This window comes from Variovorax stachyos, from assembly GCF_051400855.1.
In the GTDB taxonomy this organism is placed as follows: domain Bacteria; phylum Pseudomonadota; class Gammaproteobacteria; order Burkholderiales; family Burkholderiaceae_C; genus Variovorax.
The window spans coordinates 225,052-245,548 of sequence record NZ_JBLFFN010000003.1 but is presented as its reverse complement, the minus strand read 5'-3'; the positions used below and the strand labels follow the sequence as shown (position 1 = coordinate 245,548).

The window sequence follows — 20,497 nt, the reverse complement described above, 5'->3', positions numbered from 1 at the left end:
CCCGGGTTCGTTCAAACCAGCGTCGCCCTCCGCACCGCCAATTCCCAGCGCCCCATCTTCTCCTCGGCCTTCTCCCGGCTCAAGGTCGGGATGAAGCGACGCTCCACCCGCCATTGCTTCGACAGCTCGCCCGTGTCGCGGTACACGCCGGTCGAAAGCCCCGCCAGGTATGCGGCGCCGAGGGCCGTGGTCTCGATGACCTCCGGCCGCACGACCGGAATGCCCAGCAGGTCGGCCTGGAATTGCATCAGCAGATCATTGACGGCCGCGCCGCCATCCACCCGCAGTTCCGCCACCGGCGTGCCGCCCGCGGCCACCGCGTCGCGGCTCATCGCCTGCAGCAGCGCAGCGCTCTGGTAGGCGATGCTCTCCAGCGCCGCGCGCGCAATGTGCGCGACGGTGGTGCCGCGCGTCAGGCCGGTGATGGTGCCGCGCGCATCGGCGTTCCAGTAAGGCGCGCCGAGGCCGGTGAAGGCCGGCACCATCATCACGCCGCCGGCGTCGGGCACGCTCTCTGCGAGCGCCTGCACCTGCGCGCTGCCCTGGATGGCCTTCAAGCCATCGCGCAGCCACTGCACCACGGCGCCGCCGACGAAGACGCTGCCCTCCATCGCGTACTGCGGCGGCATGCCCGCCGTCTGCGCGGCGCTGGTCACGAGCAGGCCGTTGTGCGAAGGCTGGAAGTCGCCGCCCGTGTGCATGAGCAGAAAGCATCCGGTGCCATAGGTGTTCTTGGCCATGCCGGCCTCGAAGCAGGCCTGGCCGAAGAGGGCGCTCTGCTGGTCGCCGGCCACGCCGCCGATGGGCAGCGGGCGGTCGAACAGCCCCATGTCCGTATCGGCGAAATGCGTGCTCGACGGCTTGACCTCCGGCATCAGCGAGGCGGGGATGTCCAGCACCTTGAGCAGGTCGGCGTCCCACTGATGCGTGTGCACGTTGAAGAGCATGGTGCGCGAGGCGTTGGTAACGTCGCTCACATGCTGCTTGCCGCCGGTCAGCTGCCAGATGAGCCAGCTGTCGACGGTGCCGAAGGCCAGCTCGCCGCGCTCGGCCGCGGCGCGCACGCCGGGCACGTTGTCGAGCAGCCAGCGCAGCTTGGTGGCGGAGAAGTAGGCGTCGATGACGAGGCCGGTCTTCTCCTGGATGGTGCCGGTCATGCCGTCCTCGCGCAGCTTCGCGCACAGCGGCTCGGCGCGCCGGTCCTGCCAGACGATGGCGTGATGCACCGGCTGGCCGGTCTTGCGGTTCCACAGCACGGTGGTCTCGCGCTGGTTGGTGATGCCGATGGCGTGGATGTCGCTCGCCTTCAGCTTCGCCTTGGCCAGCACCTCGTGCGCGGTGGCCAACTGGCTGTGCCAGATCTCCATCGGGTCGTGCTCGACCCAGCCGGGCTGCGGGTAGATCTGCGTGAGCTCCTTCTGGGCGAGGGCGACGATGCGCCCCTCCCGGTCGAACACGATGCTGCGGGAACTGGAAGTGCCCTGGTCGAGGGCGAGCAGGTAGGTCATGGGCAATGTCCTTGATAGAAGGTGTGAATGGACCTTCTTTAGTGGTCGCGCGCGATCTCGCAGCGGACCTGCGCCTGCGCCAGCAGCTCGGGGAAGGGCGGCGGCGGCTCCGCGTCGGTGAAGAGGCAGTCGATCTGCGACAGCTTGGCCAGCTCGATCATGGCCGGGCGGTTGAACTTGCTCGCGTCAGCCGCGAGCCAGACCTCGCGCGCCTGCGCAATGATGGTCTGCGCCACCTTCACCTCGCGCAGGTCGAAGTCGCGCAGCGTGCCGTCGGCCTCGATGCTGGAGACGCCGATCAGCGCGATGTCGACCTTGAACTGGCGGATGAAATCGACCGTGGCCTCGCCCACGATGGCGCGGTCGCGCAGCCGCACCGAGCCGCCGGCGACGATCACCTCGCAGTTCGGGTTGTCGCTCAGGATGGTCGCGACATTGAGGTTGTTGGTGATCACCCGCAGCCCGGTGTGCTGCAGCAGCGCCTTGGCGATGGCCTCGGTGGTGGTGCCGATGTTGAGGATCAGCGAGCAGTCGTTCGGCACCCGCGCCGCCACGGCGCGCGCGATGCGCGCCTTGCCTTCCGCATGCAGGTTCTCGCGCTGCTGGTAGCCGATGTTCTCGGTGGTCGAGCTCGGCACCCGCACGCCGCCATGAAAGCGCCGGAGCAGCCCCTCGTCGGCCAGGCGCTGGACGTCGCGCCGCACCGTCTGGAGCGTCACGCCGAGCATGTCGGCCAGCTGTTCGACCGTGACCGAGCCGCGCGTGCGCACGGTGTTGAGGAGCTTGAGTTGGCGGGGATTCGAATTCACGCGAATGGAACAGAGCGCATGGCGCGCTACTTTAGAACGAAAGAAAACGAATGGACTTAAGGGTTAACGACTAGCAAAATCGCGCCTTAAGGAACCAAAATGAAAAAAACCGAAAACGCCTCGAGCGTGGTTCGAACAATCCACACCCAGACAGTGAGCGAAACCCCACCATCCTCGTCGGCCGCCGTGGCCGCCTGCGACGTGCTGATCGTCGGCGGCGGCATCAACGGCTGCGGCATTGCGCGCGACCTGGCCGGCCGCGGCTGGCGCGTGCTGCTGTGCGAGAAGGACGACCTCGCGGCGCACACCTCTTCTTCCTCCACCAAGCTGATCCACGGCGGGCTGCGCTACCTCGAGTACTACGAGTTCTCGCTGGTGCGCAAGGCACTGCAGGAGCGCGAGGTGCTGCTGCGCAGCGCGCCGCACATCATGTGGCCGCTGCGCTTCGTGATGCCGCACGACCCCTCCATGCGGCCGGCCTGGATGGTGCGCATCGGCCTCTTCCTGTACGACCACCTGGCCCGGCGCGAGGTGCTGCCGGGCTCGCGCTCGGTGGACCTGCGCGCGCACGCGGCCGGCGCGCCGCTCAAGCCTCAGTTCAAGCGCGGCTTCGTGTATTCGGATGGCTGGGTCGACGATGCCCGGCTGGTGGTGCTCAATGCGCTCGATGCGCGCGCCAGGGGCGCCGAGGTGCTGACGCGCACGCGCTGCCTCAGCGCGCAGCGCGACGCCGATGGCTGGACCGCAGTGCTCGAGGGCCCGGGCGGGCAGCGCACGGTGCGGGCCCGCGCGGTGGTCAATGCGGCGGGGCCCTGGGCCGAGTCCTTCTTGCGGGGCGTCGCACGGCCTGCGCAGGGCGAGGCGCTGGCCACCAAGCACCTGCGCCTGGTCAAGGGCAGCCACATCGTGGTGCCGCGCCTCTTCACCCACGACCACGCCTACATCTTCCAGAACCCCGACAAGCGGATCATCTTCGCGATTCCCTACCAGGACGCCTTCACGCTGATCGGCACCACCGACATCGAACTCAGCGGCGACGACCCCGGCGCGGCGCGCATCGGCGCGGACGAGATCGACTACCTCTGCACCCAGGCCAGCCGCTATCTGGAGAAGCCGGTCGTGCCGGCGGACGTGGTCTGGACCTACTCGGGCGTGCGGCCCTTGCTCGACGATGCCGCGGGCGACCCTTCCGCGGTGACGCGCGACTACATGCTCGAATCGAACACCACCGCGGCGCCGCTGCTGTCGGTGTGGGGCGGCAAGATCACGACCTTCCGCAAGCTCTCGGAGGATGCGGCCGACGAGATGGGCCGCATGCTCGGCGAATCGCGCGCGGCCTGGACCGAGGGCGCCTTCCTGGCTGGCGGCGACCTGTCGGGCTGGATCGGCGCCGCCACGCGGCCCGACTCGGACTTCGAGCGCTTCGTGGAGGCCGTCCGCGCGAAGCACCCCTGGCTCGAGGGCGCCCTGGCGCGCCGGCTCTCGCGCGCCTACGGCTCGCGCATTGCCACGGTGATCGGCGATGCGCAATCGATGAATGACATGGGCCAGGCCGTCGCGCCCGGCCTGCACGAGCGCGAGCTGCGCTACCTGCAGGACGAGGAATGGGCGTGCAGCGGCGACGACGTGTTGTGGCGGCGCTCCAAGCTGGGCCTGCACTACACGCCGGAAGAACGTGAACGTGTCGGTGCCTGGATGCAGCAGCAGGCCCACACCCCCAGGCAGCAGGAAGGAGTTGCATGCAGTTGACACTCGAGCGCGTCACCAAGAAGGTGGGCGCACAGACCTGGCTCTACGAGCAGAGCATCGCGCCGAGGCACGGCGCGGTGACGGTGCTGCTCGGCGCCACGCAAGCCGGCAAGACCAGCCTGATGCGGCTGATGGCCGGGCTCGACACGCCCAGCTCGGGCCTGGTCCTGGTCGACGGCAAGAACGTGACGGGCGTGCCGGTGCGCGAGCGCAACGTGGCCATGGTGTACCAGCAGTTCATCAACTACCCCTCGCTGAAGGTGGCCGAGAACATCGGATCGCCGCTGAAGCTGCGCGGCGAGAAGAACATCGAGGCCCGCGTGCGCGAGCTGGCCGACAAGCTGAGCATCGGCATGTTCCTCGACCGCTACCCGGCCGAGCTCTCCGGTGGCCAGCAGCAGCGCGTGGCGCTGGCGCGCGCGCTGGCCAAGAACGCGCCGCTGGTGCTGCTCGACGAGCCGCTGGTCAACCTCGACTACAAGCTGCGCGAAGGCCTGCGCGAGGAACTCACGCAGCTTTTTGCCACCGGCGACTCGACCGTGATCTATGCCACCACCGAACCCGGCGAGGCCTTGCTGCTCGGCGGCTACACGGCGGTCATGGACGACGGCGAGCTGCTGCAGTACGGCCCGACCGCCGAGGTCTTCCATGCGCCGCAGTCGCTGCGCGTGGCCCGTGCCTTCAGCGACCCGCCGATGAACCTGCTGGCCGGGCGCGTGGCGGCCGGCGGCGTGCAGCTGGCCGGCGGCCCGCTGGTGCCGGCGACCTTGTCGGCCGGCGTCGACGGCGCGGTCACCGTCGGCCTGCGTGCCAGCGCGCTGGACGTGCGCCCCGGCGAGGGCGATATCGCCATCCCCGGCAAGGTCGAGCTGGCCGAGATCTCGGGCTCCGACACCTTCGTGCACGTCGAGACCCTGGTGGGCGACCTGGTGGCCCAGCTGACGGGCGTGCACCGTTTCGAGCTCGGCGCCGCCATCACGCTCTACTTTTCGGCCGCGCAAGCCTATGTGTTCGACAGCACCGATCGGCTGGCCGTCGCGCCCGCCTGGCGCAGACAAGGAGCCTGAAGGTGGCACGCATCGACCTCGACCTGGCCCATGCCTACCGGCCCAATCCCACGCAGGACAGCGACTATGCGCTGCTGCCGCTCACGATGAGCTTCCGCGACGGCGGCGCCTACGCCTTGCTCGGCCCCTCCGGCTGTGGCAAGACCACCATGCTCAACATCATCTCGGGGCTGCTGGTGCCCTCGCGCGGCACCGTCAGCTTCGACGGGCGCGATGTCACGCACGCGTCGCCGCAGGAGCGCAACATCGCGCAGGTGTTCCAGTTCCCCGTGATCTACGACACCATGACGGTTGCCGAGAACCTCGCCTTCCCCCTGCGCAACCGGAAGATGCCTGCCGAGCAGATCAGGAAGCGCGTGGGCGAGATCGCCGAGATGCTCGACATGAGCGGCCAGCTCAATCAGCGCGCCGCCGGGCTCGCGGCCGACGCCAAGCAGAAGATATCGCTGGGCCGCGGGCTGGTGCGCAACGACGTGTCGGCGGTGCTCTTCGACGAGCCGCTGACGGTGATCGACCCCAACCTCAAGTGGCAGCTGCGGCGCAAGCTCAAGCAGATCCACCGCGAGCTCAAGCTCACGCTGATCTACGTCACGCACGACCAGGTCGAGGCGCTGACCTTCGCCGAGGAGGTGATGGTCATGACGCGCGGCAAGGCGGTGCAGGTGGGCAGCGCCGACGCGCTCTTCGAGCGGCCCGCCCATACCTTCGTCGGCCATTTCATCGGCTCGCCGGGCATGAACTTCCTGCCGGTGCAGAGCAGCGGCTGGTCGCTCGAGGTCGCGGGCATGCGGCTCGCGACGCAGCGCACGCTGCCGGAGGGCGCGCTCAAGCTGGGCATCCGGCCCGAGTACGTCACGCTGGCCGAGCCGAACGCGCCCGGTGCGCTGGCGGCAAGCGTGGTGCAACTGCAGGACGTGGGCACGCACCAGATGCTGACCGCGCGGGCAGGGGAGAGCGTCATCAAGGCGCGGCTTCCATCCGACATGCAGGTGCCGCCGATCGGCGCGCCGGTGTGGCTGAAGGTGGTGGACGAGCACACGTGCTTCTACCGGGATGAGGAACTGGTCGCATGAACGGAACAATCAAGCCCATCAACCAGAAGGCCTGGTGGCTGGTGCTGCCGGTGCTGCTGTGCGTGGCCTTTTCGGCCATCGTGCCGCTGATGACGGTGGTCAACTATTCGGTGCAGGACATCATCTCGCCCGAGCGCCGCGTCTTCGTGGGCACCGAATGGTTCGCCTCGGTGATGCGCGACGACGAGCTGCATGCGGCGCTCTGGCGCCAGCTCGGCTTCTCGCTGGCGGTGCTGCTGGTGGAGATCCCGCTCGGCATCTGCCTGGCGCTGTCGATGCCGGCGACCGGATGGAAGTCCTCCGCCGTGCTGGTGATCGTCGCGCTGTCGCTGCTGATTCCCTGGAACGTGGTCGGCACCATCTGGCAGATCTACGGCCGCGCCGACATCGGCCTGCTCGGCTGGACCCTGCAGAAGCTGGGCGTCGACTACAACTACACGGGCAGTGCGGCCGATGCCTGGATCACGGTGCTGGTGATGGACGTCTGGCACTGGACACCGCTGGTCGCGCTGCTGTGCTTTGCCGGGCTGCGCTCCATTCCCGACGCCTACTACCAGGCCGCGCGCATCGACGGCGCCAGCCGCTTCGCCGTGTTCCGCTACATCCAGCTGCCCAAGATGCGCGGCGTGCTGATGATCGCGGTGCTGCTGCGCTTCATGGACAGCTTCATGATCTACACCGAACCCTTCGTGCTCACTGGCGGCGGGCCGGGCAACGCCACCACCTTCCTGAGCCAGTACCTCACGCAGAAGGCCGTCGGCCAGTTCGACCTGGGCCCGGCGGCGGCGTTTTCGCTGATCTACTTCCTGATCATCCTGCTGTTCTGCTTCGTGCTCTACAACTGGATGCAGCGGGTGGGAACGCAAGTGGTGGAGGAGACGAAATGAACGAAAGGCGCTTCCGCAAGCGCAGCATCTTCCTGCTGCTGTACATCCTGTTCGCCCTGTTGCCCATCTACTGGATGGTCAACATGAGCTTCAAGACCAACGAGGAGATCCTTTCGAGCTTCTCCTTCTTCCCGCAGCAGTTCACCTGGGCCAACTACGCGCGCATCTTCACCGACGAGTCCTGGTATTCCGGCTATATCAACAGCCTGATCTACGTCGGCATCAACACTGTCGTTTCGCTCACGGTGGCGCTGCCGGCGGCCTATGCCTTCTCGCGCTATTCCTTCCTCGGCGACAAGCATGTCTTCTTCTGGCTGCTGACCAACCGCATGACGCCGCCGGCGGTGTTCCTGCTGCCCTTCTTTCAGCTCTACACCACGGTCGGGCTGATGGACACGCACCTGGGCGTGGCGCTGGCGCACCTGCTCTTCAACGTGCCGCTGGCGGTGTGGATCCTGGAGGGCTTCATGAGCGGCATCCCGCGCGAGATCGACGAGACGGCCTACATCGACGGCTACTCCTTCCCGCGCTTCTTCCTCACCATTTTCCTGCCGCTGATCAAGGCCGGCGTCGGCGTCGCGGCCTTCTTCTGCTTCATGTTCAGCTGGGTCGAGCTGCTGCTCGCGCGCACGCTGACCAGCGTGAATGCCAAGCCCATCGTCGCGACGATGACGCGCACGGTGAGTGCGTCCGGCATGGACTGGGCGACGCTGGCGGCGGCGGGCGTGCTGACGATCGTGCCCGGCGCGATCGTGATCTGGTTCGTGCGGCACTACATCGCGAAGGGCTTCGCGATGGGCCGGGTCTAAAGGAGACGAGAGATGCTCGATTGGATGGTCTGGACCACCCCGGTGGCCGTTTTCTTCAGCTGCATCGCGCTGATGCTCGTCGGCATGACCGTGTGGGAAGTCAAGTCGCCCACCACCTTGCGCCGCGGCTGGCTGCCGATGGAGACCACGCGCGGCGACCGGCTCTTCATCGGCCTGCTGATCGCTGCCTACATCAACCTGGCCTTCATCGGCATCGCCGGCAAGCTCCAGGAGTGGCTGGAACTGGAGGCCGAGCCCTCGATCTGGATCAGCTTCGTGCTGTCGATGCTCGTGCTGGCGCTGGTCATGCGCAAGGGCTGAGCACGCCATGTTTTCACGCTGTCCGGCTCTCCGCTTTCCCGGGGCCGGGATCTGCACAACACCGGGAAGCACCTTGAGGAGACATCCATGAAGATTCGCCACACAGCGCTGGCACTGGCAGCCGCAGCGCTCGCCATGCAGAGCGCCTCGGCCGGGGAGGCCGAGGCCAAGAAGTGGATCGACAGCGAATTCCAGCCGTCGACCCTGAGCAAGGACCAGCAGACCGCGGAGATGAAATGGTTCATCGACGCCGCGAAGAAGCTGCAGGCCAAGGGGGTGCGTGAGATCTCGGTGGTGTCGGAAACGATCACCACGCACGAGTACGAGTCGAAGACGCTCGCCAGGGCCTTCGAGGAGATCACCGGCATCAAGGTCAAGCACGACCTGATCCAGGAAGGCGACGTGGTCGAGAAGCTGCAGACCTCGATGCAGTCGGGCAAGTCGATCTACGACGGCTGGATCTCCGACTCCGACCTGATCGGCACGCACTACCGCTACGGCAAGGTCATGAACCTGACCGACTACATGGCCGGAAAGGGCAAGGAATACACCAACCCCGGCCTGGACCTGAAGGACTTCATCGGCACCAAGTTCACCACCGCGCCCGACGGCAAGCTCTACCAGCTGCCCGACCAGCAGTTCGCCAACCTGTACTGGTTCCGCGCCGACCTGTTCGCGCGCCCGGACCTGAAGGAAAAGTTCAAGGCCAAGTACGGCTACGACCTGGGCGTGCCGCTCAACTGGAGCGCTTACGAGGACATCGCCGAGTTCTTCAGCGTCGACGTGAAGACCATCGACGGCAAGCCCATCTACGGCCACATGGACTACGGCAAGAAGGACCCGTCGCTGGGCTGGCGCTTTACCGATGCCTGGCTGTCGATGGCCGGGACTGCCGACATCGGCACGCCCAATGGCTTGCCGATCGACGAATGGGGCATCCGCGTGGCCGACGACAAGTGCACGCCGGTGGGCGCCAGCGTTTCGCGCGGCGGCGCGACCAACTCGCCGGCTGCCGTCTATGCGCTGACCAAGTACGTCGACTGGATGAAGAAGTACGCACCGCGCGAAGCCACCGGCATGACCTTCGGCGAGGCCGGCCCGGTGCCCGCGCAGGGCCAGATCGCGCAGCAGATCTTCTGGTACACCGCCTTCACCGCCGACATGACCAAGCCCGGGCTGCCCGTGGTCAACGCCGACGGCACGCCCAAGTGGCGCATGGCGCCCGGCCCGAACGGGCCGTACTGGAAGCAGGGCATGCAGAACGGCTACCAGGACGTGGGCTCGTGGACCTTCTTCGCTGCACACGACGAGAACCGCACCGCGGCCGCCTGGCTCTACGCGCAGTTCATCACCGCCAAGACCACCTCGCTGAAGAAGACCATCGTGGGCCTGACGCCGATCCGCGAGTCCGACATCCAGTCCAAGGCGATGACCGACATGGCGCCCAAGCTGGGCGGCCTGGTCGAGTTCTACCGCAGCCCGGCGCGCGTGGCCTGGTCGCCTACAGGCACCAACGTGCCCGACTACCCCAAGCTCGCGCAGCTCTGGTGGAAGAACGTGGCCGAGGCGGTGACGGGCGAGAAGACGCCGCAGAAGGCGATGGACAACCTGGCCGACGAGATGGACAACGTGATGGCCCGCCTGCAGCGCGCCGGCATGGCCAAGTGCGCGCCCAAGCTCAATGCCAAGGGCGATTCCAACAAGTGGCTGAGCGACCAGCACGCGCCGTGGAAGAAGCTGGCGAACGAGAAGCCGAAGGGCGAGACCATCGACTACGAGAAGCTGCTGACGGCGTGGAAGGAAGGCAAGGCGCGCTGAGCGTCCGAGCGTTCCTGCAAGGGCTGTCGTGCCGCGGGCATGGCAGCCCTTTTTGCATTGGGGTCTGCGGCTTTGCTAGCCTCGCGCCATGTTCGGACGACGCGAATTCATCCTTCTGCCCGCCGCCCTGCTCGGCCCCGCCCATGCCCGGCAGGGGGAAGACGCGATGGCCGAGCGCTTGCGCGCCGGCCGCTGCGCGCTGATGTGGCGCCACGCGCAGACCACGCCGGGCGTCGGCGATCCAACCGGATTCAGGCTCGACCAGTGCGCCACCCAGCGCAACTTGAGCGATGCAGGTCGGGCGCAGGCGCGTGCCGCCGGTGAATGGTTCCGCAGCCGCGGCCTGCGGCCACGGGCCGTGCGCTCCAGCGCGTGGTGCCGCTGCAAGGACACGGCGGACCTGGCTTTCGGAGCACACGAGCCGTGGGCGCCGCTCAACTCGACATTCGGCAATGCGCAGGTCGCGCCCGAGAACCGGAAGCTGCTGCTGGAGGGCCTGGCGCGCATTCCGGCCGGCGCCTTCGAGGTGTGGGTCACGCACCAGGTGAACATCACCGCGTTCACCGGCGAGTCGGTGTCGATGGGGGAGGCTGTCGTGGTGGACCGCGCCGGCCAGGTGGTGGCGCGCGGCGGCTTCGGCGTTTGATCAAGCGATCGCGCGCTGCAGGTTGAGGCGGGCCTGGGCCTCGAGCCGCGCGCGGATCGACGGCGTGAGATAGAGCGGGTCGCGTGCGAGGAAGCTGCCGAGGATCTCGCGCCGGCGGGGCTCGAAAACCTCGGGCGGCACGTGCGCGTACTCGAAGCGGATCTGCTGCTCGTACTCGGCGAAGCGCGGCGCCGGCGCACCGAGGATCGACAGGTCGATGTCGACCAGCAATTGCGCATCGGCTTCCTCGGGCTGCGCCTGGTGACGCGTGGCCATTACCAGCGCGTGCACGCGCTGCGCCGCATCGGCATCCGCGCCCGCATCGCGCAATGCCTGCTGCGCCCAGTCGGCGCTGCGTTCCTCGTTGTCGTGGCGGTGCACGTCGTAGATGGCGTCGTGGAACCAGAGCGCCAGCGTGATCTCGGCAGGACGCTTTGCACGGCTGCGCTCGAGCGCGAGGCCTTCGAGGCATTCGTCCAGGTGCTGCAGCGTGTGGTAGGCGCGATGCGGTTCGCCGTAACGCGCCAGCAGTGCATCGAGGAGCGCGTCGGGCGCTTCGACGCCCAGCGCTCCCCAGGCGGCGGCCCATTCGGCGCGGCGCGCATCGGCCTGCATCAGTGCTCCATTGCCGCGTGGACCTCGCGCCCGAGCTCGATCACCGACATCGCGTAGTAGCTGCTCCAGTTGTAGCGGGTGATGACGTAGAAGTTCTGCGTGCCTGCCACGTAGGTGGGCGCATCGTCGCCGTTCTGCAGCTCGATCAGCGCAAGCAGCCCCTTGTGCCGCAGCGCCTCGCCCTCGAGCACCGCGCCGCCGGCCACGAAGGCGTCGGCACTGAAGGTGGGAACGATGTCGGGCGCCAGAAGCACGTCTTTCTTGAGCCGCGCGGGGTCGAAGCTCACCGGGTAGATCGGTGGCATGCCGGGCTGCCAGCCGAAGGCCTTGAAGTAGCTGGCCACCGAGCCGATCACGTCGGCCGGGTTGTTGACCAGGTCGATGCGGTCGTCGCCGTCGAAGTCGATCGCGTACTTGGCGATGCTGCTGGGCATGAATTGCGGCATGCCCATCGCCCCGGCATAGCTGCCCACCGGCACCATCGGGTCTTCGGCGGTGCGGCTCTCGGTGCTGAGGAAGCTTTCGAGCTCGCTGCGGAAGAAGGCCTGGCGCTCGGCCGCGCGCGGATGGGCTTGCGGGAAGTCGAAGGCCAGCGTGGCCAGCGCGTCGATCACGCGGAAGTTGCCCATGGTGCGCCCGTAGATGGTCTCGACCCCGACGATGCCGACGATGATTTCCGCCGGCACGCCGTACTCGGCCTCGGCGCGCGCCAGCGTGGCGGCATTGGCACGCCAGAAGCGCACGCCGGCGGCGATGCGTACCGGGTCGATGAAGCGGCTGCGGTAGACGCGCCAGTTCTTCGCCGTGCCGCGGGGTGCCGGCACCATCAGGCGCGGCACGTTGGGCAGGAAGCGCGCATTGCCGATGGTGGCGCGCACCCACGCGCGGTCGAGGTTGCGCCGCGTGGCCACGTCGTCGGCGAACTCCATCGCGTCGGGGCGAGTGGCGTAGGGCGTTTCGCCGCGCACGACTTTCTGCGCGGAAGCGGGGAGGGGGGGAAGGGCGGCGCCCAACAGGACGAGGGCCAGCGAGAAAGCGGTCGGGAGAAGGCGTCGCATGGGTTCCGATTGTGCAGGCCGTGCGCTAGGGCCTGGCGCGCGACACATGTGGTTTCAGTGGCCAGGCGAGATGCCGGAACTCGGCGCGCAAGGCGGGCAGCGTGAGCCTGGGTGAGGCGGCGTAGCGCTGGGCCTCGAGCTGCAGCAGCCAGTCCTGCACGGGCTGCGAGCCGTCGCCGAAGCGCTCGGCGAGCCGCTTCGCCATCTCGCGGGGCGGGGTGCCCTCGGGCAGTTCGATGCCGGCCTGCGCGAGGCGCATGCGTGCCTGGCCGAGCAGCCGCAGCCACGGGTCGTGCCGGCTGCGCTCCCACAAGGTCCAGCCGGCGCCGCCGAGGCTCGCGACGACGAGCAGGGCCAGCAGCACGGTCGCGAGGTCCTGCAGGCTGGGCGCGTCGAAGCCCAGGTGCTTCAGCAGGTCGAGCTGACGGCTCTGCGTATAGCTGAGCACCCATTGGTTCCAGCCGTTGTTCAGTGCCTCCCAGGCGGCACGCAGGTTCTGCGCGAGGGTGGGGCTCATGGCGCCCACCGCACCGGCGAACAGGCCCGGCTGAGGCACCAGGCGCTGGAACTGGCCGACGCGGTCCGGCGAGATGGCGCCGGTCGGGTCGACGCGCACCCAGCCCGTGTTCTCCTCCCACACCTCTGCCCAGGCATGGGCGTCGCTGTGGCGCAGCGTCCAGTAGTTGTCGACGCCGTTGATCTCGCCGCCCTGGTAGCCGGTCACGATGCGCGCGGGGATGTCGAGCGCGCGCATCAGCACCACGAAGGCCGAGGCGATGTGCTCGCAGAAGCCGGCCTTCCTGTCGAACCAGAATTCGTCCGCCGTCTCGTTGCCGTAGACGCCGGGCTCCAGCGTGTAGCTGTAGCCGCCGGTGCGCAGCCGCCGCAGCGCGGCCTGCACGAAGGCGCTGGTGTTCGCGTTGGCGAGGGCGGGATCGCTCTTCATCTGCGCGGCCAGCGCGACGGTGCGCGGGTTGGAACCCGCCGGCAGGGACACGTACGGGCGCAGGGCCACGCCGCGGCGCTGCGGACCGGTCTGGAACTGCGTGTAGCTCTCGGCCCGATAGCGCACCAGGTCGCTGATCGGCCGGGTTGCGACCCATTGCAGGTCGGCCGTGCCGAAGACCTCGTAGCCGGGCAGCTCGGGCCTTTGCGGCGTGGCATCGAGCGTCAGCAGCCAGGACCGGTTGCTCGGTTCCAGCGTGACCTGGTAGCCGACGGGCTGGCCCTGCACGCGCACGTTCGGGGCGCCGCGCGTGAGCAGCGGCGAGGCCGTCCATTCCCGGCCGTCGAAGCGCGACAGCACCGGGCCGCGGAAATACAGGTCGCGTTGTGCCGGCACGCGGTCGCCGTCGAACTTGATGCGCGCGGCGATGCCGTCGTCGAGCGCGAGCTGCGCAATGCTGCCCACGCGCATCGTGTTCGACAGGCCGCTGCGCCCCGCCATGGCATCGCTGGGCGTGCCCCAGAGCGGCGCCATGCGGGGGAAGAGCAGGAACAGCACCAGCATGATCGGCGCGCCGAGCAAGGCCATCCAACCGGCCGTGCGCGCCGCCTGCATCAGCGGTGGCCGGCCGACCGGCATGTGGGCGTTGACCAGCGCGGTCAGCAGGCCCAGCAGCGCCAGCAGCATGGCTAAGGCCGTCAGCAGCGACTGCGAGTAGAAGAAGTTCGTGAGCATCGTGAAGAAGCCCAGGAAGAAGACCACGAAGGCATCGCGGCGCGCGCGCAGCTCGAGGGTCTTGAGCGCCAGCAGGATCACGATCAGCGTGACCCCGGCGTCGCGCCCCAGCAGGGTGCGGTAGGTGGCGTAGGTGGCGAGCAGCGTGACCGCGAGCAGGCCGGCGCGCCACCACTTGCTGGGCAGCGGGCGGGCCTGCACCGCCAGGCTGCCGCGCCAGAGCAGCACCACGGCGGCGAGGGTGCTGCACCACCAGGGGATGTTGCGCAGCTGGGGCAGGAGGATGAGGGCGATCACGCCCAGCAGGAAGAGCGTGTCCCTGGCTTCGCGGGGGAGGGCCTGGAGCTTGACTGCCGGCTTCATGTCGTCAACATAGTGCCAGCACCTCCAGGCAACGCCGCCTGTGCGCCTCGCCCTGCGATGGTGCGATCGTCCGCCCCGCGATGCGCAAACCGTAGTCCACGCCCAGCCGGTCTGCCATCAGCACCCACGCGCAAAGCCGCGACAGGCGCCCCTCGGGATCGGCCACCCCCGTGGCCTGGGCATCCAGCCAGAGTTCGTGCCGCTGCGCCTGCTGCGTATCGCGGCTCACCAGGTCTTCCGACCCCGTGGCCTGCGCCTGCGCGGCCCGCTTCCAGACCACGAGCTTCAGCGGGTCGCCGCGCCGGTAGGCGCGCACGCCGTCGTACTCGCCGGCCACGCTGGCCCGCAGCGGGGAGGACGCGGCCTGGCCGGCCAGCGGCTCGCCCGGCGGCAGCGGCGGCGGATGCGGCTCGGGCGCAGGGTAGACCAGCACCTGCGAGGCCGGCCGCCACACGGTCCAGACGCGGAAGGTGCCCAGCGGGAAGCGGGTCTCTGCCGTGAGCGTAGGGACCGGATGGAGCCCGCGCCGATCGGGCTGGAACGCAACCTCGACGGTGGAGCTGCCTTCCGCGGGCACGTCGCTCCACGCCCACTGGCCGCTGTGGCGCACCGCCAGCCCGATGCCGTAGCGCGTGCTGCGCCGCGCGTTGTGCAGCACCACGCGCAGCACGGCCGCGGCGCCTGCGAACTGCGGATCGGGCGCCATCAAGCGCAGTTCCAGCCCGCGCAGCGTGCCGTGGCCCACGTGCATGCCGACGGCCACGCTGCCGGCCAGCAGGAAGGTCAGCAGGTAGCCCAGGTTGAGCTGGTAGTTGATCGAGCCGATCAGCAGCAGCAGCAGCGTGGCGGCCAGCATCCAGCCCGCCTTGGTGGGCACGATGTACACGTTGCGCTGGGTGAGCTCCAACGTGTCCGAGGGCGGCCGGCGCGACAGGAACCAGCCGTCGATGCGCGAACGCACCGGGGCGAAGAGGCGCGCAGCCTGGTTCACGGCAGGGGCACGGCGGCGATCATCGCGCGGACCTGCTCGGTCGCGCCGCGCCCGGCATCGCCGACCGGCGTGAGGCGATGCGCGATGGTCTGCGGCAGCACGGCCTGCACGTCGTCGGGCGCCACGTAGTCGCGGTTGGCCAGCAGCGCCTGCGCCTTGGCCGCGCGCAACACCGCGATGCCCGCGCGCGGCGACAGGCCCTGCAGGAACCAGCGGCCCGAGCGGGTCGCGGCGATCAGGTCCTGCACGTAGTTCAGCAGCGGGTCGGCCGCATGCACCTGCAGCACGCGCTGCTGCAGCGCCGTGAGCTCGCCGGCGGTCAGCAGGGCTGGCAGGCCGGCCAGCATCTCGCGGCGGTCGGCGCCGGCCAGCAGCTCGCGCTCGGCCGCGCGGTCGGGGTAGCCCAGCGAGATGCGCATGAGGAAGCGGTCGAGCTGCGATTCGGGCAGCGCGAAGGTGCCCAGCTGGTCGTGCGGGTTCTGCGTCGCGATCACGAAGAAGGGACTGGGCAGCGGGCGGGTCTCGCCTTCGACCGTGACCTGCTTCTCCTCCATTGCCTCGAGCAGCGCGCTCTGGGTCTTGGGACTGGCGCGGTTGATTTCGTCGGCCAGCAGCACCTGGGCGAAGATCGGCCCGGGGTGGAAGACGAAGGCCTGCTGCCCGCGGTCGTAGATGGCCACGCCCGACAGGTCGCCGGGCATCAGGTCGGCCGTGAACTGGACACGCGAGAACTGCAGCCCGAAGGTGTGCGAAAGGGCGTGGGCGAGGGTGGTCTTGCCGACCCCCGGCACGTCCTCGATCAGCAGGTGCCCGCCGGCCAGCAGGCACGCCACGCAGTCGCGCACGTGCGCCTCTTTGCCCACGATCACCGTGTTAAGCTGACCGAGCAAACTGGCGAGCTTCGCGGCGACGTCCATTTTTGTATCCATATGCAAACAATACCGTAAGCCTTGCGGCCCCATGCCGCGGAGGCCTACGACGCGAGTCGATCATGGGCAAAACCGGCTACTTCTCACACCGCGACTGCTGGAAGCATGACATGGGCGCGGGCCATCCCGAATGCCCGCAGCGGCTCGATGCCATCGAGGACCGCCTGCTCCTGACCGGCGTCGCCGATGCGCTCGAACGTGGCGATGTGCCATTGGCCACGCTGCCGCAGATCACGCGGGCGCATGCCGTCGAACACATCGAGAACCTCGAGGCGCTGAACCAGCGGCTGGTGGCCGACGAGCCTGCCGGCGGCCCGCGCTATGCGCAGCTCGACCCCGACACCGCGCTCATGCGCTTCAGCCTGCTGGCGGCCCGTCGCGCGGCGGGCGCGGCCATCGCGGCGACCGACGCCGTGATCTCCGGCGCGCTGGACAACGCCTTCTGCGCCGTGCGACCGCCCGGCCACCATGCCTGCCACGGCAAGGCCATGGGCTTCTGCTTCATCAACAACATCGCGGTGGGAGTGCGCCATGCGATCGAGGTGCATGGGCTGGAGCGTGTCGCGATCGTCGACTTCGACGTCCATCACGGCAACGGCACCGAAGACATCTTCAGCGGCGATCCGCGGGTGCTGATGGTGGGCATCTTCCAGCACCCCTTCTATCCGTACAGCGGCACCGACCATCCGGCGCCCAACATGCTCAACCTGCCGGTGCCGGCCTACACCAAGGGCATGGACGTGCGCGAGCTGATCGAGGCCTGCTGGATGCCGCGGCTGGAGGAATTCCGGCCTCAGATGATCTTCGTCAGCGCGGGCTTCGATGCGCACCGCGACGACGACCTCGGGCAGCTGCGGCTCAACGAGAACGACTTCGCATGGATCACCGAGCGCATCCGCGAGGTGGCGCGGCGCCATGCCGGGGGGCGCATCGTCTCCATGCTGGAGGGCGGCTACAACCTCGACGCGCTGGCCGCCAGCGTCGAGGCCCACGTGCGGGTGCTGGCAGACCTGTAGGCCGATGACTCTGGACGACTTCCGCCAGCGGCTCAGCCAGATCCATGCCGAGACCCTCTGGGTCGAGATTGCCGCGCTGATCGCCTGCGTCGCGCTGGCCTGGGGCCTCTCCCGCTGGTTCGGCCGTGACCAGCCCAAGGACTCGATCTGGTTCGGCGAACGTACCTTCGACGGTTTGCTGTTCCCGCTGCTGGCGCTCGTGCTGACCGAGCTCGCGCGCCGCTTCGTGCTCGATTTCCAGCCGGTGCTGGTGCTGCGCATCGCGGTGTCGGTGTTCCTCTCGCTGGCCGCGATCCGCCTGGTCGCGCGCGTGCTGCGGGCCGTCTTCCCGAGTTCGGCGCTGGTTCGGCTGGTCGAACGCACCGTCTCCTGGCTGGCCTGGATCGCCGCGGTGCTGTGGATCGTCGGCCTGCTGCCGGCAGTGCTGGCCGAGCTCGACAACATCACGCTGGCCTTCGGCAAGAACCAGGTCAGCCTGCGCACGATGCTCGAGGGCACGTTGTCGGCCGCGCTGGTGCTGGTGATCGCCCTGTGGATCGCCTCGACGGTGGAGAAGCGCGTCCTTCGAACCGCGCTGACCGACCTGTCCATGCGCAAGGTGGCCTCGAACGCCATCCGTGCCATCCTGCTGCTGGTCGGCCTGCTGTTCGCACTGTCGGCCGTGGGGGTGGACCTGACGGCGCTGTCGGTGCTGGGTGGTGCGCTGGGCGTCGGCCTGGGCTTCGGCCTGCAGAAGCTCGCCGCCAACTATGTGAGCGGCTTCGTGATCCTGCTGGAGCGCTCGATCCGCATCGGCGACAACGTGAAGGTGGACGGCTTCGAGGGCCGCATCACCGACATCAAGACCCGCTACACGCTGGTGAGGGCGGGCAACGGGCGCGAATCGATCGTGCCGAACGAATCGCTGATCACGAGCCGGGTCGAAAACCTCTCGATGGCCGATCTCAAGTTCAACATCACCACCAGCATCGTGGTGGGCTACGACAGCGACGTGGCGAAGGTGATCGGCATCCTCTGCAGTGCGGCAACCGCGCAGCCGCGCGTGATGCAGGACCCGGCACCCGTGGCCTATCTCGCGAACTTCGCGCCCGACGGGCTGGAGTTCAGCCTCAACGTCTGGGTCGCCGACCCTCACAACGGCAAGGACAACCTGCGCTCGGCGATCAACATCGCCATCCTCGAGGGCTTGCGGGCGGCAAAGATCGACATTCCCTTTCCGCAACGCGTGCTGCGCGTCGAGTCGCTGCCGGCTGGCTTCTCGCAGCCGGCCGATGCTCGCCTATAATCCCTGAAAAAGCACGACCGTTCGTTTTCTTGCGGCCCGGCGCCCTGATTGAAATGGACAGCTCGCGCGGAGGCCGGCGCCTAAAATCTTCGGATCCCCTGCACCCCCAGTTTCACAATTCAATGGAGTCAAGCCAATGAAGGTCCTGGTCCCCGTCAAGCGGGTTGTCGACTACAACGTCAAAGTGCGCGTCAAGAGTGACGGCACCGGTGTCGATATCGCCAACGTCAAGATGAGCATGAACCCCTTCGACGAGATCGCCGTCGAAGAAGCGGTGAGGCTCAAGGAAAAGGGCGTGGTCACCGAGATCATTGCCGTGTCCTGCGGCGATGCCAAATGCCAGGAGACGCTGCGCACCGCCATGGCCATCGGCGCCGACCGCGGCATCCTGGTCGAGACCTCCGAAGAGCTCCAGCCCCTGGCGGTGGCCAAGCTGCTGAAGGCGCTGATCGACAAGGAGGCTCCCCAACTGATCATCCTGGGCAAGCAGGCCATCGACGACGATGCCAACCAGACCGGCCAGATGCTCGCCGCATTGGCCGATCTGCCCCAGGCCACCTTCGCATCGAAGGTCGAAGTGTCCGGCGACAAGGTCAACGTCACCCGCGAGGTCGATGGCGGCCTCGAGACGATTTCGCTCACGCTGCCCGCGGTCATCACCACCGACCTGCGCCTGAACGAGCCGCGCTACGTCACCTTGCCCAACATCATGAAGGCCAAGAAGAAGCAGCTCGACACCTTCAAGCCCGAGGACCTGGGCGTGGACGTCAAGCCGCGCCTGAAGACCCTGAAGGTCAGCGAGCCCCCTAAGCGCGGCGCCGGCATCAAGGTGCCCGATGTCGCCACGCTGGTGGACAAGCTCAAGAACGAAGCCAAGGTGATCTGAGGAGGAACCGACATGACCGTACTCGTTATCGCAGAACACGACCACGCCACCGTCAAGCCGGCGACCCTGAACACCGTGACCGCGGGCATCGCCTGCCAGAGCGGCGATGTGCACGTGCTGGTGGCCGGCGCCAATGCCGCCGAAGCGGCCGCCGCGGCGGCCAAGATTGCCGGTGTGACCAAGGTCATCGCTGCCGACAGCCCGAGCCTGGCCGAGAACCTGGCCGAGAACGTCGCTGCCCAGGTGCTGGCCATCGCCCAGAACTACAGCCACATCCTGTTCCCCGCCACGGCCAACGGCAAGAACGTCGCGCCTCGCGTCGCGGCCAAGCTCGACGTGGCGCAGATCAGCGACATCACCAAGGTCGACAGCCCTGACACCTTCGAGCGCCCGATCTACGCGGGCAACGCCATTGCCACCGTGCAGAGCAGCGATGCCATCAAGGTCGTCACCGTGCGCACCACCGGCTTCGACGCGGCCGCTGCCACGGGCGGCAGCGCCACGGTGGAGAACGCCGAAGGCGTGGCGGACAGCGGCAAGTCGAGCTTCGTCGGCCGTGAAGTCACCAAGAGCGACCGCCCCGAGCTCACCGCCGCCAAGATCATCGTGAGCGGTGGAAGAGCCCTCGGCAGCGCGGAGAAGTTCACCGAGGTGATGACGCCGCTCGCCGACAAGCTGAACGCAGGCCTGGGTGCGAGCCGCGCCGCCGTGGACGCGGGCTACGCCCCCAACGACTGGCAGGTCGGCCAGACCGGCAAGATCGTGGCGCCGCAGCTCTACATCGCCTGCGGCATCTCGGGCGCGATCCAGCATCTGGCGGGCATGAAGGACTCGAAGGTGATCGTGGCCATCAACAAGGATCCGGAAGCACCGATCTTCAGCGTGGCCGACTACGGGCTGGAGGCGGACCTGTTCACGGCGGTGCCGGAACTGGTCAAGGCACTCTGAGCACCTTCGACGAACCGACAGCCGAAGCAACCAGGGCA

Annotated in this window: 19 protein-coding genes; 12 read left to right on the top strand and 7 right to left on the bottom strand. The window is 68.2% G+C overall.

The window, feature by feature from the left end; genetic code table 11:
- Positions 1-11: 11 nt before the first annotated feature.
- On the bottom strand, positions 12-1,508 hold the full coding sequence (gene glpK / locus ACMGEZ_RS07285; protein ID WP_436821591.1) for a glycerol kinase GlpK: 1,497 nt from the start codon (positions 1,506-1,508) through the stop codon (positions 12-14).
- A gap of 38 nt (positions 1,509-1,546) precedes the next feature.
- Positions 1,547-2,317, bottom strand: coding sequence for a DeoR/GlpR family DNA-binding transcription regulator (locus ACMGEZ_RS07280; RefSeq protein WP_436821590.1), 771 nt, complete (start codon positions 2,315-2,317; stop codon positions 1,547-1,549).
- A 99-nt stretch (positions 2,318-2,416) separates the two neighbouring features.
- Between ACMGEZ_RS07280 and glpD the strand changes: the two genes are divergently transcribed.
- From glpD to ACMGEZ_RS07240, 8 genes are all read left to right on the top strand, one after another.
- Complete coding sequence (gene glpD, locus ACMGEZ_RS07275; protein WP_436821589.1) at positions 2,417-4,066, top strand: glycerol-3-phosphate dehydrogenase; 1,650 nt, start codon at positions 2,417-2,419, stop codon at positions 4,064-4,066.
- On the top strand, positions 4,057-5,133 hold the full coding sequence (locus ACMGEZ_RS07270) for an ABC transporter ATP-binding protein (protein WP_436821588.1): 1,077 nt from the start codon (positions 4,057-4,059) through the stop codon (positions 5,131-5,133). Before glpD ends, ACMGEZ_RS07270 begins: the two co-directional genes overlap by 10 nt.
- 2 nt (positions 5,134-5,135) lie before the next feature.
- Entirely contained in the window at positions 5,136-6,206 is a 1,071-nt protein-coding gene (locus ACMGEZ_RS07265) for an ABC transporter ATP-binding protein (protein ID WP_436821587.1), read from the top strand.
- Positions 6,203-7,093, top strand: coding sequence for a carbohydrate ABC transporter permease (locus ACMGEZ_RS07260; RefSeq protein WP_436821586.1), 891 nt, complete (start codon positions 6,203-6,205; stop codon positions 7,091-7,093). Before ACMGEZ_RS07265 ends, ACMGEZ_RS07260 begins: the two co-directional genes overlap by 4 nt.
- Positions 7,090-7,902: a carbohydrate ABC transporter permease gene (locus ACMGEZ_RS07255; protein WP_068684468.1), complete on the top strand. Its 813-nt coding sequence runs from the start codon at positions 7,090-7,092 to the stop codon at positions 7,900-7,902. The genes ACMGEZ_RS07260 and ACMGEZ_RS07255 overlap by 4 nt, the downstream gene beginning before the upstream one ends.
- Positions 7,903-7,914: 12 nt before the next feature.
- Positions 7,915-8,223, top strand: coding sequence for a DUF2160 domain-containing protein (locus ACMGEZ_RS07250; RefSeq protein WP_436821585.1), 309 nt, complete (start codon positions 7,915-7,917; stop codon positions 8,221-8,223).
- Positions 8,224-8,310: 87 nt separating this feature from the next.
- A complete protein-coding gene (locus ACMGEZ_RS07245) occupies positions 8,311-10,041 on the top strand; it encodes an ABC transporter substrate-binding protein (protein WP_436821584.1) in 1,731 nt (576 codons plus the stop codon).
- An 88-nt stretch (positions 10,042-10,129) separates the two neighbouring features.
- Entirely contained in the window at positions 10,130-10,687 is a 558-nt protein-coding gene (locus ACMGEZ_RS07240) for a histidine phosphatase family protein (protein ID WP_436821583.1), read from the top strand.
- On the opposite strand, the gene ACMGEZ_RS07235 is transcribed toward ACMGEZ_RS07240, so the two are convergent.
- The 5 genes from ACMGEZ_RS07235 to ACMGEZ_RS07215 are packed head-to-tail and all read right to left on the bottom strand — an operon-like array spanning position 10,688 to position 16,312.
- The gene (locus ACMGEZ_RS07235) at positions 10,688-11,302 is read right to left on the bottom strand and encodes an HD domain-containing protein (protein WP_436821582.1); all 615 of its coding nucleotides are present in this window, start codon (positions 11,300-11,302) and stop codon (positions 10,688-10,690) included.
- Positions 11,302-12,360, bottom strand: a complete 1,059-nt coding sequence (gene mltB, locus ACMGEZ_RS07230; RefSeq protein ID WP_436821581.1) for a lytic murein transglycosylase B — start codon at positions 12,358-12,360, stop codon at positions 11,302-11,304. The genes ACMGEZ_RS07235 and mltB overlap by 1 nt, the downstream gene beginning before the upstream one ends.
- Before the next feature lie 25 nt (positions 12,361-12,385).
- Complete coding sequence (locus ACMGEZ_RS07225) at positions 12,386-14,404, bottom strand: transglutaminase TgpA family protein (protein ID WP_436821580.1); 2,019 nt, start codon at positions 14,402-14,404, stop codon at positions 12,386-12,388.
- A 4-nt stretch (positions 14,405-14,408) separates the two neighbouring features.
- On the bottom strand, positions 14,409-15,395 hold the full coding sequence (locus tag ACMGEZ_RS07220; RefSeq protein WP_436821579.1) for a DUF58 domain-containing protein: 987 nt from the start codon (positions 15,393-15,395) through the stop codon (positions 14,409-14,411).
- The gene (locus ACMGEZ_RS07215; protein ID WP_436821578.1) at positions 15,392-16,312 is read right to left on the bottom strand and encodes an AAA family ATPase; all 921 of its coding nucleotides are present in this window, start codon (positions 16,310-16,312) and stop codon (positions 15,392-15,394) included. The genes ACMGEZ_RS07220 and ACMGEZ_RS07215 overlap by 4 nt, the downstream gene beginning before the upstream one ends.
- A 74-nt stretch (positions 16,313-16,386) precedes the next feature.
- Here ACMGEZ_RS07215 and ACMGEZ_RS07210 point away from each other — a divergent pair, with 74 nt between their 5' ends.
- From ACMGEZ_RS07210 to ACMGEZ_RS07195, 4 genes are all read left to right on the top strand, one after another.
- Positions 16,387-17,340, top strand: coding sequence for a histone deacetylase family protein (locus tag ACMGEZ_RS07210; protein ID WP_436821577.1), 954 nt, complete (start codon positions 16,387-16,389; stop codon positions 17,338-17,340).
- Between the two features lie 4 nt (positions 17,341-17,344).
- Entirely contained in the window at positions 17,345-18,625 is a 1,281-nt protein-coding gene (locus ACMGEZ_RS07205) for a mechanosensitive ion channel family protein (protein WP_436821576.1), read from the top strand.
- Positions 18,626-18,761: 136 nt separating this feature from the next.
- Positions 18,762-19,511, top strand: a complete 750-nt coding sequence (locus tag ACMGEZ_RS07200) for an electron transfer flavoprotein subunit beta/FixA family protein (protein WP_436821575.1) — start codon at positions 18,762-18,764, stop codon at positions 19,509-19,511.
- A 12-nt stretch (positions 19,512-19,523) separates the two neighbouring features.
- Positions 19,524-20,459: an electron transfer flavoprotein subunit alpha/FixB family protein gene (locus ACMGEZ_RS07195; protein ID WP_436821574.1), complete on the top strand. Its 936-nt coding sequence runs from the start codon at positions 19,524-19,526 to the stop codon at positions 20,457-20,459.
- Positions 20,460-20,497 lie beyond the last annotated feature (38 nt).

Excerpts from the sequence above, each read along its gene's own strand:
- glpK (WP_436821591.1), bottom strand. The coding sequence starts at position 1,508 with ATGACCTACCTGCTCGCCCTCGACCAGGGCACTTCCAGTTCCCGCAGC.
- glpD (WP_436821589.1), top strand. The coding sequence starts at position 2,417 with ATGAAAAAAACCGAAAACGCCTCGAGCGTGGTTCGAACAATCCACACC.
- ACMGEZ_RS07270 (WP_436821588.1), top strand. The coding sequence starts at position 4,057 with ATGCAGTTGACACTCGAGCGCGTCACCAAGAAGGTGGGCGCACAGACC.
- ACMGEZ_RS07260 (WP_436821586.1), top strand. The coding sequence starts at position 6,203 with ATGAACGGAACAATCAAGCCCATCAACCAGAAGGCCTGGTGGCTGGTG.
- ACMGEZ_RS07255 (WP_068684468.1), top strand. The coding sequence starts at position 7,090 with ATGAACGAAAGGCGCTTCCGCAAGCGCAGCATCTTCCTGCTGCTGTAC.
- ACMGEZ_RS07250 (WP_436821585.1), top strand. The coding sequence starts at position 7,915 with ATGCTCGATTGGATGGTCTGGACCACCCCGGTGGCCGTTTTCTTCAGC.
- ACMGEZ_RS07245 (WP_436821584.1), top strand. The coding sequence starts at position 8,311 with ATGAAGATTCGCCACACAGCGCTGGCACTGGCAGCCGCAGCGCTCGCC.
- ACMGEZ_RS07240 (WP_436821583.1), top strand. The coding sequence starts at position 10,130 with ATGTTCGGACGACGCGAATTCATCCTTCTGCCCGCCGCCCTGCTCGGC.
- ACMGEZ_RS07235 (WP_436821582.1), bottom strand. The coding sequence starts at position 11,302 with ATGCAGGCCGATGCGCGCCGCGCCGAATGGGCCGCCGCCTGGGGAGCG.
- mltB (WP_436821581.1), bottom strand. The coding sequence starts at position 12,360 with ATGCGACGCCTTCTCCCGACCGCTTTCTCGCTGGCCCTCGTCCTGTTG.
- ACMGEZ_RS07225 (WP_436821580.1), bottom strand. The coding sequence starts at position 14,404 with ATGAAGCCGGCAGTCAAGCTCCAGGCCCTCCCCCGCGAAGCCAGGGAC.
- ACMGEZ_RS07215 (WP_436821578.1), bottom strand. The coding sequence starts at position 16,312 with ATGGACGTCGCCGCGAAGCTCGCCAGTTTGCTCGGTCAGCTTAACACG.
- ACMGEZ_RS07210 (WP_436821577.1), top strand. The coding sequence starts at position 16,387 with ATGGGCAAAACCGGCTACTTCTCACACCGCGACTGCTGGAAGCATGAC.
- ACMGEZ_RS07205 (WP_436821576.1), top strand. The coding sequence starts at position 17,345 with ATGACTCTGGACGACTTCCGCCAGCGGCTCAGCCAGATCCATGCCGAG.
- ACMGEZ_RS07200 (WP_436821575.1), top strand. The coding sequence starts at position 18,762 with ATGAAGGTCCTGGTCCCCGTCAAGCGGGTTGTCGACTACAACGTCAAA.
- ACMGEZ_RS07195 (WP_436821574.1), top strand. The coding sequence starts at position 19,524 with ATGACCGTACTCGTTATCGCAGAACACGACCACGCCACCGTCAAGCCG.